This window comes from Citrobacter sp. Cpo103, from assembly GCF_030332605.1.
Lineage (GTDB): Bacteria > Pseudomonadota > Gammaproteobacteria > Enterobacterales > Enterobacteriaceae > Citrobacter > Citrobacter portucalensis.
On sequence record NZ_JAOWHO010000020.1, the window covers coordinates 14,657 to 29,497 of the forward strand.

The following is a 14,841-nucleotide window of genomic DNA, read 5'->3' on the forward strand; positions in this document are numbered from 1 at the left end:
AACCTTAGTTAATCATAGCCTGGTCAAACCGCAGGTAAAAAAAAGGGCCACAACGTAGCGGCCCTTTTCGGAATTAATGCAGTTTACGCGTAACCGTAGCTCATCAGGCGCTGGTAACGACGGTTTTTCAGATCGTCTTTGCTTAACACGTCGAGATCGGCGAGATCAGCCAGCAGCTGTGCTTTCAGGGACGCAGCCATCACTTCCGGATTGCGGTGTGCGCCGCCTAACGGTTCCGGAATGATAGAGTCGATAAGCTTCAGCTCTTTCAGACGCGGGGCAACAATTCCCATCGCTTCTGCGGCCAGCGGCGCTTTGTCGGCGCTTTTCCACAGAATGGAAGCACAACCTTCCGGGGAGATAACGGAATAGGTGCTGTATTGCAGCATATTCACTTTATCGCCTACACCGATCGCCAGCGCGCCACCGGAACCACCTTCACCGATAACGGTACAGATTACCGGTACGCTCAGACGCGACATTTCACGCAGGTTGCGCGCGATCGCTTCTGACTGACCACGCTCTTCCGCGCCCACGCCCGGGTAAGCCCCTGGGGTGTCGATGAAGGTAATGATCGGCATGTTGAAACGCTCGGCCATTTCCATCAGACGCAGCGCTTTGCGATAGCCTTCCGGCGCTGGCATGCCGAAATTACGGCGAATCTTTTCTTTGGTCTCACGGCCTTTCTGATGACCAATGATCATCACCGGACGGCCATCAAGACGCGCGATACCGCCGACAATAGCTTTATCATCCGCATAGGCACGATCGCCCGCCAGCTCATCAAATTCATCAAACGCCAGGCGGACATAATCCAGGGTGTACGGACGCTGTGGATGGCGCGCCAGTTGGGCTACCTGCCATGCGCCAAGATCGGCGAAGATTTTACGCGTCAGTTCTACGCTTTTTTCACGCAGGCGATGCACTTCTTCATCGATGTTAATATCCAGTTTCTCATCCTGACGGCTAACCGCAGTCAAAGAATCGATTTTTGCTTCCAGCTCTGCAATCGGCTGTTCAAAATCAAGGAAATTCAGACTCATAGTATTCCTGTATTAGTCAAACTCCAGTTCCACCTGCTCCGAACCAATAAGGCCACGGAGATCGTTTAGCAAACGATCGCTCGGAGAGACACGCCACGTCGCGCCAAAACGCAACCGCGCACGTGCATCCGCCCTCTGATAGTAGAGATGTACTGGAATTGTCCCCGAGCGGTGGGGTTCCAGAGACTGACGGAGTCGGTTTAAAAGCTGGTCATCAATTTGCCTGTCCGTCAGCGAGATAGCAAGCCCGCGAGCATATTTTTCCCGGGCTTCGTCAATATCCATGACTTCACGGGCCATCATTTTAAGCCCGCCGCTGAAGTCATCAAAGCTGACCTGTCCGCTGACGATAAGTATGCGGTCTTTTTCCAGCAATTGCTGGTATTTATCCAGAGCATCGGTAAACAACATAACTTCCAGACGTCCGGAACGGTCATCCAGTGTACAGATGCCGATACGATTGCCGCGCTTGGTGACCATTACCCGCGCAGCAATGACGAGCCCCGCAGCCGTGGTGACTTTACCACGTTCTGTCGGATGCATGTCTTTCAGCCTGTAGCCTCCGACATAGCGCTCAATTTCTTTTAAATACTGGTTGATGGGGTGTCCCGTCAGGTAAAGCCCCAACGTTTCACGCTCACCATCTAATACCACCTGCTCCGGCCACGGTTGGCAACTGGCATAGGATTGTTCAATTTGCTCCGGTTCTTCCGCCAGCACGCCAAACATATCGGCCTGACCGATGGCTTCGGCTTTTGCATGCTGATCGGCGGCTTTTAGCGCATCGTTGAGCGAATTCATCAACGCCGCGCGATGCGGGCCAAGGCGATCAAACGCCCCGGACATAATTAACTTTTCCAGCACCCGGCGGTTAAGTTTTTTGATATCCGTGCGCGCACAGAGATCAAACAGCTCACGGAAGTAACCGCCTTCGTTACGCGCCTCAATAATAGCTTCAATTGGTCCTTCACCCACGCCTTTTATCGCGCCGATGCCATAAACAATCTCGCCATCATCATTCACGTGAAAATGGTAAAGCCCGGAGTTGATGTCCGGCGGCAGGATTTTGAGCCCCATACGCCAGCATTCATCTACCAGCCCGACCACTTTCTCAGTGTTATCCATATCGGCGGTCATTACCGCCGCCATAAACTCAGCAGGATAATGCGCCTTCAGCCACAGCGTCTGGTAAGAGACGAGCGCATAGGCTGCGGAGTGCGATTTGTTAAATCCGTAACCGGCGAATTTCTCCACCAGGTCAAAGATTTTCATCGCCAGTTCGCCGTCTACGCCGCGCTTTTTCGCCCCTTCTTCAAAGGTGCCGCGCTGCTTAGCCATCTCTTCCGGCTTTTTCTTACCCATCGCACGACGCAGCATATCCGCGCCGCCAAGGGTGTACCCGGACAACTCCTGGGCAATCTGCATAACCTGTTCCTGATACAGGATAATGCCGTAGGTCGGCTCCAGTACCGGTTTCAGACACTCATGCTGCCATTGTACGTCCGGGTAGGAAATCTCTTCGCGACCATGCTTACGGTCGATAAAGTTATCTACCATCCCCGACTGTAGCGGACCAGGGCGGAACAGAGCCACCAGTGCGATCATGTCTTCGAAGCAGTCAGGCTGCAGACGTTTGATCAGGTCTTTCATACCGCGGGATTCAAGCTGGAAGACAGCCGTGGTCTCCGAGCGTTGCAGCATATCGAAGCTTTTCTTGTCATCCAGCGGGATAGCCGCAATATCCAGCGGTGGCTCACCGTTCTTTTCACGGCGCGCGTTGATCATTTCCAGCGCCCAGTTGATGATGGTGAGCGTACGCAGGCCGAGGAAGTCGAACTTCACAAGACCGGCATATTCCACGTCGTTCTTATCAAACTGAGTAACCGGGTGCAGCCCCTGCTCATCGCAGTACAGAGGCGCAAAATCAGTAATCTTTGTCGGTGCGATAACCACACCACCGGCGTGCTTACCGGCGTTACGCGTGACGCCTTCCAGCTTACGCGCCATATCGATCAGCGCTTTAACCTCTTCATCTGCCTCATAGATTTCCGGCAGTTGCGGTTCGGCTTCAAAGGCTTTTGCCAGCGTCATGCCCGGATCGGGCGGCACCAGTTTCGAAATACGGTCAACGAAACCGTACGGATGCCCCAGCACGCGGCCCACGTCGCGGATAACTGCTTTTGCAGCCATCGTACCAAAGGTAATAATCTGCGAAACCGCATCACGACCGTACATTTCCGCCACGTGCTCGATAACCTGGTCGCGTTTCTCCATACAGAAGTCAACGTCGAAGTCGGGCATTGAGACACGTTCCGGGTTAAGGAAACGTTCGAACAGCAGGTCAAATTCCAGCGGATCGAGATCGGTAATTTTCAGCGCATAGGCGACAAGTGAGCCAGCGCCGGAACCACGTCCCGGGCCTACCGGTACGCCGTTATCTTTCGACCACTGGATAAACTCCATAACGATCAGGAAGTAGCCAGGGAATCCCATCTGGTTGATAACTTTAAGTTCAACTTCCAGACGTTCATCGTAAGGCGGGCGCTTCTGCGCACGAACTTCAGGGTCAGGGAACAAAAATTCGAGACGTTCTTCCAGACCTTCGCGTGATTTCGCCACGAGGAAATCCTCGGTGGTCATATCGCCGGTCGGGAACTGCGGCAGGAAATATTCGCCCAGACGCACCGTCACGTTGCAGCGTTTGGCTATCTCGACAGTGTTTTGCAGTGCTTCCGGAATATCGGAGAACAGCTCGCACATCTCATCTTCGCTGCGCATGTATTGCTGCGGCGAATAGTTACGCGGGCGTTTCGGGTCATCAAGGGTGAACCCGTCGTGGATCGCTACGCGGATTTCATGCGCGTCGAAATCTCCGGTTTCCAGGAAGCGGACATCGTTAGTCGCCACCACCGGTAGACCACGCGTTTCGGCCAGTGCTACGGCTGCGTGCAGATAATTTTCTTCATCTTGCCTGCCGGTGCGAATCAATTCGAGGAAATAGCAATTGGGAAAATGTTCTTCGTAAAACGCCACGCACTCGTCAACCAGTGCGCTATTGCCGCGCAGCAGGCTGCGTCCGACATCGCCCATGCGACCGCCGGAGAGCAAAATCAAACCTTCTTTTAGCTCGACCAACCAGTCCCGGTCGATAACCGGTCCTTCTGCGCCATAGCCGCGCTGATAGGCTTTCGAAATCAACAACGTCAGGTTCTGATAGCCGGTATTATTTGCGGCCAGCACGGTGAGCTGCGTGAGTTCATCGCCCAACAGCTCACTGCGGACATGAAAATCTGCGCCAACTATCGGCTTGATACCCGCGCCGTGACCAGCTCCGTAAAACTTCACCAGACCACACAGGTTGGTAAAATCGGTGATCGCCAGCGCAGGCATGCCTAACGCGGCCGCCTTTTTTACCAGCGGCCCGGTTTTCGCCAGCCCATCGATCATGGAGTAGTCGCTGTGCACCCGTAGGTGGACGAAACGTGGTTCAGACATCTTCAGATTCCTTCGACACAAGAATCAGGACGAGAGTCCCAGTGCGCGTTTGACGGGGCCAAAGCTGCGGCGATGGTGCTCAGTCGCACCATGCAGTGCCAATTTTTCCAGATGAAATGCGGTTGGATAGCCTTTGTGCTGTGCAAAACCATACTGTGGAAAAACCGTATCCAGCGCCGCCATTTCAGCGTCACGGGTCACTTTTGCCAGAATCGATGCGGCGCTAATCTCCGCCACGCGGCTATCGCCTTTGACCACCGCCATCGACGGTACCGGTAATGCCGGGCAACGATTGCCGTCAATCAGCACGTATTCGGGCGCAATATGCAATCCCGCAACCGCACGCTGCATGGCCAGCATGGTGGCATGCAAAATGTTCAGCTCGTCGATTTCATGCGGTTCCGCCCGACCAAGGCTCCAGCTTAACGCTTTTTCTTTAATTTCATCAAACAGCGCCAGGCGACGTTTTTCTGACAGTTTTTTTGAGTCGTTAAGACCGATAATAGGGCGAGCCGGATCCAGAATGACGGCAGCAGTGACGACCGCACCGACCAAAGGGCCGCGCCCGACTTCATCCACACCCGCCACTAAATGCGTATGCGGATACACAAATTCAATCATTGCGCTAACTCCAGGACCGCATCCGCCGCCTGCTCATCAGCATTGCAACGGATCTGCTGGTGCAGTTCACGGAATGTGTCGTGCATCGCATGGCTGGTTTTACCATTTGCCAGCAACGGCAACAGCGCTTGCGACAGCGCCTGCGGTTCACACTCTTCCTGCAACAGCTCTTTAACCAGTTCTCTTCCCGCCAGCAGGTTCGGTAGCGAAACGTAATCCGTTTTCACCAGGCGCTTCGCCAGCCAAAAGGTGAAGGGTTTCATACGGTAGCCAACCACCATCGGGCATTTTGCCAGCATACATTCCAGCGCGGCGGTACCAGAAGCCAGCAGTGCGGCATCGCTGGCCACCATTGCTTCACGTCCCATCCCATTGAGCAGATGTACAGAAAGCTCCGGTGCAACTTCCGCTTTAATGCGTTCAAACTGCTCGCGACGTTTGGCATTCACCAACGGCACCACCACTTCGAGATCCGGATAATGCTGGCGTAATAGCTGCGCCGTTTTCAGAAAATCGGCGCTGAGCATTTCCACTTCTGCACCACGGCTTCCTGGCAGTAGCGCCAGGCAGTGAGCGTCATGAGGAATGCCCAGAACATCACGCGCCGCATTTTTATCCGGGTCCAACGGCATGGCATCTGCCATGGTATGACCGATAAAGCGGCACGGGACGTTAAATTTGTCATAAAACGCCTTTTCGAAAGGCAGAAAGGCCAGCACCATGTTGGTGGATCTGCCTATTTTGAAAACGCGTTTCTGTCGCCACGCCCAAACGGACGGACTGACATAATGAATGGTTTTAATGCCCTGTCTTTTCAAATTCCCTTCGAGGGTAATATTGAAATCAGGTGCATCAATGCCGACGAAAACATCCGGCTTTAAGTCGGTGAATCGGCGAGTGAGGTCGGCACGAATATGCAGTAAACGGCGCAGGCGTCCGAGCACTTCAACAATGCCCATGACCGCCAACTCTTCCATTTCGTACCAGGCTTCACAACCTTCGGCCTGCATCAGCGGCCCCGCAACGCCAACAAAGCGCGCATTGGGAACGCGAGCCTTGAGTGCACGGATTAACCCTGCACCAAGAATATCGCCGGAGGTTTCTCCGGCGACGAGGGCAATCGTTAAAGGACGCTGTTCAGTCATTAACGAATCAGGCCACGCGTTGAGCGCTCAAAGAAGTCGCTGAAAGCCTGAACTTCGGGGTACTGTTTCGCCAGTTCCGCGATTTCTGGTTTCACTTCTTCCAGCGTTTTACCGCTACGGTACAACGCTTTGTAGGCGTTACGAATCGCGGTAATCGCTTCGCGGGTGAATCCACGACGCTTCAGACCTTCGATATTGACGCCAAACGGCGTCGCGTGGTTGCCCTGGGCGATAACGTACGGAGGCACGTCCTGGGCTACACCAGAACAGCCGCCAACCATCACATGCGCACCGATGATGCAGAACTGATGCACCGCAGTCATGCCGCCGATGATAACAAAATCATCAAGCGAAACATGTCCGGCAAGCGTGGCGTTATTCGCCAGAATACAGCGGTTGCCTACCGTACAATCATGCGCGACGTGCGCATTAATCATCAGTAAGTTATCGCTGCCCACCTTCGTCACTCCACCGCCCTGCACTGTGCCACGATGAATGGTGACGCTTTCGCGGATGCGGTTGCGATCGCCAATTTCCACACGGGTCGGTTCGCCAGCATATTTAAGATCCTGGTTAACTTCACCGATGGAGGCAAACTGATAGATCTCGTTATCGCGACCAATTTTTGTATGGCCATTCACGACAACGTGAGACTTCAGTACGGTACCCTCACCAATTTCAACATGGGGTCCAACAATACAAAATGGGCCAATGTGAGCATTGGCACCAATGCTGGCGCCCTCTTCTACAATGGCGGTCGGGTGAATAAAGGCGGATTTATCAATCACGTATCAGGCCTCCCGGCTACGGGCACACATCATCGTTGCTTCGCACACAACTTTACCGTCGACCAGCGCAACCCCTTTAAAACGAGTCAGGCCACGGCGCGTTTTCTCGAAAGTCACTTCCATGATCATCTGATCGCCAGGCACGACAGGACGCTTAAAGCGTGCTTCATCAATACCCGCGAAATAATACAGTTCGCCTGGTTCCAGTTTTCCTACGCTTTTAAACGCGAGGATACCGGTAGCCTGTGCCATCGCTTCCAGAATCAATACGCCAGGGAAAATAGGTTTACCCGGGAAGTGGCCCTGAAAGAAAGGCTCGTTAACGGATACATTTTTCACTGCGCGCAGAAAACGACCTTCTTCAAAATCCAGCACGCGGTCAACCAGCAGAAACGGAAAACGGTGCGGCAGAAGTTCTAAAATCTCTTCAATATGCAGAGTATGAGTGTTAGTAGTCAAAATACTCTTCCTGTCAAAATATACTAAAAGGCAATAATAACACGGCCTGTCGCAATCGTATGAATGGGACAGGCCGAAAAGTCAGACATGCAAAAACGGTGCTTTAGTCTTGTTGATTAACCTTGCGCTCAATCGCTTTGAGGCGCTTGCTCATATCATCAATATTCATCACCAGTGCAGCTGTTTTACGCCATACCTTGTTGGGTTGTAGCGGAATGCCTGAGGAATAGACGCCAGGTTCAGTGATAGGACGCATCACCATACCCATGCCAGTTACCGTAACTTTGTCGCATATTTCCATATGCCCATTGATCACGCTGGCACCGCCAATCATGCAATAACGGCCAATCTTCAGGCTACCCGCCATAATGACGCCACCGGCTACCGCCGTATTGTCGCCAATCACAACGTTATGCGCAATCTGGCACTGGTTATCAATGATAACACCATTACCGATCACAGTATCGTCCAGAGCACCACGGTCAATGGTGGTACAAGCGCCGATCTCGACGCGATCGCCGATAATCACGCGACCAAGCTGGGGGATCTTCACCCAGTTACCACGATCGTTCGCGTAACCAAATCCATCAGATCCAACGACGGTGCTGGACTGGATCAGGCAATTTTCACCGATCTGGATGTCGTGGTAAATCGTCACATTCGCCCACAAGCGTGAACCTGCACCGATTTTGGTATTTTTTCCGACGAAACAACCTGCACCGATAACCACGTTATCGCCCAGTTCTACGCCAGACTCAATGACCGCATTTGCGCCCACAGAGACATTATTACCCAGCTTCGCCGTTGCATCGATCACTGCACTGGGTGCAATGTTCTGTGCAGGCTGAGGCGTGGTATCTAAAATTTGCGCCATACGTGCATAGGTCAGGTAGGGATTCTTCACTACCAGCGCCGCACTCTTAGCAAAAGGAAGATCGTCCTGCGTCATCACAACGGCAGACGCCTGGCATACGCCTAAGTGTTCACGGTATTTAGGATTCACCATGAACGTGATATTGCCAGTTTGCGCAGATTGCATGGACGCTACGCCGGTGATGACGATATCGCCATCACCGTGTAATTCTGCATCCAACTGCTCTGCTAAATCAGCCAGTCGAATTGAAGGCATTACTTATTTAACCTGTTTCAGTACGTCAGCGGTGATGTCTTTTACATCGCTGCTGTTGTATGCAACGGTGTTTGCGTCAACGACCAGATCGATGCTCTGGCTGCTGGCAACAGATTTCACAGCTGTCTGGATACGAGTAACCAGTTTGCCACGTTCTTCGTTGGAACGACGTGCACGATCCTGCTCGAAAGCCTGAGCTTTCTGAGAGAAAGTCTGGCGCTGAGCCATAACGTCTTTTTCCAGCTTGGTACGATCGCTACCCGCTTTCATTGATTGCAGACGCTGCATTTTAGATTGCAGATCGGATTCCATACGCTGCAGTTCGCTGGCACGGCCTTTGAACTCGTTTTCCAGCGTAGCAGAAACACCCGTCTTCTGTGCAACCTGTTGGAACAGGCTACCCATATTGACGATTGCAATTTTGTCAGCAGCCTGTGCGGACGTTGCCATCGCTAAACCGAGACCTGCAGCTAATAACCACTTTTTCACAATTAACTCCTTACCATCCCATTTGCACCCGAAGGTGCAGTTCTTTGCGTGGCCAGGCGATCCCATACAAGATCGCCTAAAGTCATCGCTACACTACCACTACATTCCTTTGCGAAGAACAGTTACCAGGTTTTACCAATGTTAAACTGGAACTGTTCCGCTTTGTCTCCATCGTACTTCTTGAACGGCTGGGCGTAGGAGAAAACCAACGGCCCCAATGGGGACATCCATTGTAACGCGATACCAGCTGACATACGGATATTGCTCGGATCACTATAGTCCGGCACATCCGACGGCGCAGATGACGGATCCCAGTTAGTATCCCAAACGGTACCCATATCCCAGAAGAAGGAAGTACGGACCGAGTTAGCATACTTATCGCTGATAAACGGCGTCGGGGTAATAAATTCCAGGCTGGCGACAGCCATGGCGTTACCACCTACCGCATCATCTGATTTACAGCCTGAATCCTGAGTACATTCTTCGTTATCGCCGTCATTCCAGTCTGTGCTAGCACCCTTTTTATAGACCGCTTTCGGACCAATGGTGTTGGACTGGAAGCCACGCACGGTACTGGAACCACCGGCGTAGAAGTTCTCGTAGAACGGCATCTCTTTGCTGCCAATGCCATCCCCATAACCTACCTTGGTACGACCCAGAACAACCCACTTGTGGTCGTCATCGATCGGCATATAGGTCGCGGTATCCATCGACAGTTTGTAGTATTCGTTGTCAGAACCCGGAATGGTGACTTTACCGTTCAGGTTGACACGCGAACCGTCTGTCGGGAAATAACCACGGTCTAACTTGTTGTATGTCCAACCGTAGTTAAAGGTGAAATCATCAGCGGCAAAACTGCTGGTATCAGCGGATTGTCCCATCGACTCAAGATAACGATCCATTGCGATCTGCGGCTGCATATTGGACAGTTTGTTATGTACATAACCCAGGCCCGCGCGCAACGTGTTGTATTCGTTGACCGGGAAGCCCAGCGTCACGTCTGTACCATAACTTTTGTTGGTATAGTCGGACAGGTCTGCATCATCCGCTTCAAAGTCGTTATAGAAGACGCGGCCACCAAGGCTCACACCATCAACGGTGAAGTACGGGTTAGTGACAGACAACTCAGTATAGGTCTGGTAATCGTTTTTGGTGCCGTTAATCCCGACAGAATAACCGGTACCTAACCAGTTATCCTGCTGAACGCCAGCCTGGAAGCTCACGCCGCTCTCGGTACCGTAACCGACGCCGAAGTTAAAGCTACCGGTGTTACGCTCTTTAACCTTGTAGACTACATCAACCTGATCCGGGCGGCCCGGAACACGCTGAGTATCAGTATCAACGGTTTCAAAGTAACCCAGACGGTTCAGACGCTCTTTACCCTGGTCGACAAGATCGCTGCCCAACCATGCGCCTTCCATCTGACGCATTTCGCGACGCAGAACGGAGTCTTTAGAAGTGTCGTTACCTTCAAAACGGATCTTACGCACATAGAAACGGTTACCCGCATCCACGTTTACACGCAATTTAACGGTTTTGTCAGCGTCGTTGATTTCAGGCTGCGACTGAACGCGCGGATAGGCATAGCCATAGCGACCCAGAAGCTTCTTGATGTCATCTTCCATTTTGGTCACTTTGGTGCCGTTATAGAGTTCACCTGGCTCGATCTTCGTCAGGGTCTCAATTTCGGCGGAGTGCCCGGCCAGGTTACCGCTCACCTGAACCCCAGAAAGCTTGTACTGCTCGCCTTCAGTGATGTTAACGGTGATGTAGATGCCTTTTTTATCCGGCGTCAGGCTGACCTGAGTGGAATCAATATTGAAGCGAGCATAACCGCGATCCAGATAGTAGCTGCGCAGGGTTTCAAGATCGCCCGCCAGCTTCTGTTTCTGGTATTTACGATCGCCTACCACGTTCCACCACGGCACTTCGTCACGCAACTGGAAGTGAGAGATAAGTTCGTCAGTTGAGAAGGCATGGTTGCCGACGATATTGATCTGTTGGATCTTCGCCGAAACACCTTCCTGGAAGACCAGCTTGAGGTCAACACGGTTACGCGGCAACGGCGTCACCACCGCTTTCACACTGGCGCTGTACTTACCGACGCTATAGTAGAAATCTTCCAGGCCCTTTTCGATATCGGCAAGCGTTGTGCGATCCAGAGACTCGCCAACACGCACGCCAGACGCCTCGAGGTTTTGCTTCAGCATGTCATCTTTCACCGATTTGTTACCGGAGAAAGTGATGCTGGCAATCGTCGGACGTTCTTTTACCTGAACCAGAAGGGTATCACCATCGCGCAGGACGCGGACATCCTCAAAGTTACCGGTGGCGAACAGAGCACGAATGGTATTACTGATGTCTTCATCATTAACCGTGTCGCCTGTGCGCACCGGCATACTGAGGAGAGCCGCACCAACGGCGACTCGCTGTAGGCCTTCGAAATGAATGTCCTTCACTACGAACCCTTCAGCACCGTATACGGTGGCGCTGCTAAACAGCAGCGACGCTATGAGCAACTTTTTCATCGCCATCGTTATTATGCGTTCTTCCTAACACTCTCTTACAACCGAGAGAAATCATTGAAAAGTGCAAGCCCCATTAACAACACCAGCAAGATAGAGCCAATGCGATAACTAAAGTCTTGAACCCGCTCGGATACCGGACCGCCCTTCAGCTTTTCAATCGCCAGGAACAGCAGATGCCCCCCGTCAAGAACGGGCAACGGAAACAGGTTGATTATCCCTAAGTTCACGCTGATAAGCGCAAGGAACATCAGGTAATAAATAATCCCAAACTCCGCTGACATCCCAGCCCCCTGGGCGATAGAAATCGGCCCACTGAGGTTGTTCAGTTTTACATCACCGGTAATCAATTTTCCCAGCATACTGACCGTCAGCTTCATCAACTGCCACGTTTTATCCGAGGCTTCGAGGATGGCGCTGAATGGCCCATACTGGCGTACAGTCTTATACTCATCAGGCAGAGGAATAACTTTAGGCACCACGCCCGCAAACCCTTCTGCCTTCCCGTTAACCTGTTTTGAATCTGGGGTTAACGTTAAAGACAAGGAACTTCCTTGTCTTTCAATATCTAGCGCTAACGGCGTATCCGGATTATCGCGCACCAGCGTCACGAACGTCATCCATTGCGTCAGTGACTGACCATTGACTTTAACGATCCTGTCGCCAGCTTGCAAACCTGCCTTACTTGCAGCGGAATCAACCTGCACTTCTGACAGTACCGGTTCAATCTGCGGACCACGCGGACGCATGCCCAAACTAGAGACAGGATCCTCTTTGTCTGGCTCAAATGCCCAATTGCGTAAATCCAGCGTTTTGTCCTGCCGCTGGTTGCTGCCAAACTGCGCCACGCTGAGGGTTGTATGCTCATCGCCGATTTTGGATACCAGTTGCAATCGCACTGCATCCCAATCAGGGGTTTCGATGCCATCAACCGCTTTTAGTTCCGTACCCGGCTGAATTTGCGCCTGTGCAGCAATCGAGTTGGGTGTTATTTCACCAACAACAGGACGAACGCCAGGGACACCAATGATAAACACCAGCCAATAAGCAAAAATAGCAAAAAGGAAGTTTGCAATCGGACCCGCGGCGATAATAGCAGCACGTTGTCCAACCGTTTTATTGTTGAAGGCGTAATGGCGCAATTCCGGTGCGACCGGTTCAGCGCGCTCATCCAGCATTTTGACGTAACCGCCGAGGGGAATCATGGCGATGACGTATTCCGTACCTGATTTATCGGTACGCCGCCAAAGCGCTTTTCCAAAGCCAATGGAAAAGCGTTCGACGCGGACTCCGCAGCGCCGCGCAACCCAGAAATGACCAAATTCATGCACGGTGATAAGCACACCAAGTGCGATGATGAACGCAGCCAAATTCCAGAGAATACTCAGCATAAGACCATCCGTTAGAGCGTCCTGAACACCAGTAACAACAGGCAGGCAAAGACCGGTACCGCAGCCGTCAGGCTATCAATACGATCCAGAATACCACCGTGTCCTGGAATTAAGTGACCACTGTCCTTAATACCTGCTTCACGCTTAAACATACTCTCGGTCAGGTCACCCAGCACGGAGGCCAGGGCTGCAACGATGGAGCAAATGAGCAAGGTGACAGGCGCAACTTCAAGATTCGCCCACATGCCATAACCCCATGAGATCACGGCCGCAGTGGCGAGTCCGCCAATAAAACCCTGCCAGGTTTTACCAGGAGAAACCTTCGGTGCCAGCTTATGTTTGCCAAACAGCTTACCAAACATATACGCACCAGAGTCTGCTCCCCAAACGAGGATCATGACATATAGCAGCCATAGCGCGCCACTATAATGATTCTCATCATAGTGCCATGCACGTAACGCCAGCATTCCCCAAAAGAACGGGACAATGGTTAACACGCCGAAAATTATGCGTAATGTTTTGGAATTACGCCAGACCGACGCAGACCCTGGGTAAAACAATACCAGTAATAGCGCTACGACCCACCAGCCCAGCGACGCCCACAGCGATACTTCAACCAGCGGTTGATGGATATCGCGATGGTATTCTGGCAGCAAAAATAGCATCAGTGCCAGCAATAGCCCGCACAAAACCGCCAGCCAGACTCGCTGCGTACGCGTGGTAAAACCGCTTAACTGTCCCCATTCCCAGGCGGCCAACATACAGACGACCAACGTAACAATGGCGAACCCCACCGGCGGCAGCAAAAACAGCGCCGCGATGACAACGGGTATTAAAACAAAAGCAGAAATCAGGCGATACTTCAGCAAAAGCGACCCCCATCAGGCTTTTTCATCACCGGGTTCGGTGCCGCCGAAACGACGCTCACGATTAGCAAAGGCATGCAGCGCACCTTCAAAGTCTTGTTCATCGAAATCGGGCCAGAGAACATCGGTAAAGTAAAGTTCGGCGTAGGCAATTTGCCACAACAGAAAATTACTAATTCGGTGCTCTCCCCCAGTCCTTATCACTAAATCCACAGGAGCCAGCTCATGCATACAAATTTGCTGCCCAAGCATCTCTTCATCGATTTGCTCAGGATGCAGCACACCGTCCTGCACCTGTTGTGCCAGTTGCCTGACTCCCTGGACAATATCCCACCGTCCACCGTAATTCGCTGCAATATTCAGCGTCAACCCGGTATTCTGGGCGGTAATCGCTTGTGATTTGCGAATCCGTTCTTGCAAACGTGAGTTAAATCGACTGATATCCCCGATAATACGCAGGCGTACGTTATGGCGATGCAGGTTTTTCACTTCGCTATCAAGTGCCCACACAAACAGTTCCATTAACGCGCTCACTTCCTGCGCAGGTCGGTTCCAGTTCTCACTGCTAAAGGCATACAGCGTTAACGCATCAATACCGTTATTTGCAGCAAAAGAGACAGCCCGGCGGACGGATTTTGCTCCAGCCTTATGCCCAAAGGCGCGAATCTTCCCTTGCTTTTTCGCCCAGCGGCCATTGCCATCCATGATAATTGCGACATGGCGACAACCATGTGCTGGCAAATTTTCGCTTAATGGTTTAGTTGCAGACAACATAACGCGTTATTAGTCCCTGAAAGGATTTACGGTACTCAGGAATACTGAAGCCTATCCACAAAAAAGCCGTGTCAAACCACGGCTTACCCGACCGAAAAAAAGCAAATACCCGCGAT

Annotated in this window: 12 protein-coding genes; all 12 read right to left on the bottom strand. The window is 52.2% G+C overall.

What is annotated here, in order from left to right; all coding sequences use genetic code 11:
• Positions 1-83: 83 nt before the first annotated feature.
• The 12 genes from accA to ispU all read right to left on the bottom strand — a co-directional run bounded on the left by accA (position 84) and on the right by ispU (position 14,725).
• Entirely contained in the window at positions 84-1,043 is a 960-nt protein-coding gene (accA, locus tag OGX89_RS02750; RefSeq protein WP_003829164.1) for an acetyl-CoA carboxylase carboxyl transferase subunit alpha, read from the bottom strand.
• A gap of 12 nt (positions 1,044-1,055) precedes the next feature.
• A complete protein-coding gene (gene dnaE / locus OGX89_RS02755) occupies positions 1,056-4,538 on the bottom strand; it encodes a DNA polymerase III subunit alpha (RefSeq protein WP_008786271.1) in 3,483 nt (1,160 codons plus the stop codon).
• A 24-nt stretch (positions 4,539-4,562) separates the two neighbouring features.
• Positions 4,563-5,159 (bottom strand): ribonuclease HII, encoded by a 597-nt coding sequence (gene rnhB / locus OGX89_RS02760; RefSeq protein ID WP_003018518.1) that lies wholly within the window; start codon positions 5,157-5,159, stop codon positions 4,563-4,565.
• Positions 5,156-6,304 carry a lipid-A-disaccharide synthase gene (gene lpxB, locus OGX89_RS02765; protein ID WP_063941139.1) on the bottom strand — a complete coding sequence of 383 codons (1,149 nt, stop codon included), beginning with the start codon at positions 6,302-6,304 and terminating at the stop codon, positions 5,156-5,158. The genes rnhB and lpxB overlap by 4 nt, the downstream gene beginning before the upstream one ends.
• Entirely contained in the window at positions 6,304-7,092 is a 789-nt protein-coding gene (lpxA, locus tag OGX89_RS02770; protein ID WP_003018525.1) for an acyl-ACP--UDP-N-acetylglucosamine O-acyltransferase, read from the bottom strand. Before lpxA ends, lpxB begins: the two co-directional genes overlap by 1 nt.
• Before the next feature lie 3 nt (positions 7,093-7,095).
• Positions 7,096-7,551: a 3-hydroxyacyl-ACP dehydratase FabZ gene (fabZ, locus tag OGX89_RS02775; RefSeq protein ID WP_003018528.1), complete on the bottom strand. Its 456-nt coding sequence runs from the start codon at positions 7,549-7,551 to the stop codon at positions 7,096-7,098.
• Positions 7,552-7,654: 103 nt separating this feature from the next.
• Positions 7,655-8,680, bottom strand: a complete 1,026-nt coding sequence (gene lpxD / locus OGX89_RS02780; RefSeq protein ID WP_003018531.1) for a UDP-3-O-(3-hydroxymyristoyl)glucosamine N-acyltransferase — start codon at positions 8,678-8,680, stop codon at positions 7,655-7,657.
• Positions 8,681-8,683: 3 nt separating this feature from the next.
• Positions 8,684-9,169, bottom strand: a complete 486-nt coding sequence (gene skp, locus OGX89_RS02785) for a molecular chaperone Skp (protein ID WP_003018533.1) — start codon at positions 9,167-9,169, stop codon at positions 8,684-8,686.
• A gap of 122 nt (positions 9,170-9,291) precedes the next feature.
• Positions 9,292-11,703 carry an outer membrane protein assembly factor BamA gene (gene bamA, locus OGX89_RS02790; protein WP_003829172.1) on the bottom strand — a complete coding sequence of 804 codons (2,412 nt, stop codon included), beginning with the start codon at positions 11,701-11,703 and terminating at the stop codon, positions 9,292-9,294.
• A 29-nt stretch (positions 11,704-11,732) separates the two neighbouring features.
• Positions 11,733-13,085, bottom strand: coding sequence for a sigma E protease regulator RseP (rseP, locus tag OGX89_RS02795; protein ID WP_126956851.1), 1,353 nt, complete (start codon positions 13,083-13,085; stop codon positions 11,733-11,735).
• Positions 13,086-13,096: 11 nt separating this feature from the next.
• Entirely contained in the window at positions 13,097-13,954 is an 858-nt protein-coding gene (gene cdsA, locus OGX89_RS02800; RefSeq protein ID WP_003829174.1) for a phosphatidate cytidylyltransferase, read from the bottom strand.
• Positions 13,955-13,966: 12 nt separating this feature from the next.
• Positions 13,967-14,725 (bottom strand): (2E,6E)-farnesyl-diphosphate-specific ditrans,polycis-undecaprenyl-diphosphate synthase, encoded by a 759-nt coding sequence (gene ispU, locus OGX89_RS02805; RefSeq protein ID WP_126956853.1) that lies wholly within the window; start codon positions 14,723-14,725, stop codon positions 13,967-13,969.
• Positions 14,726-14,841 lie beyond the last annotated feature (116 nt).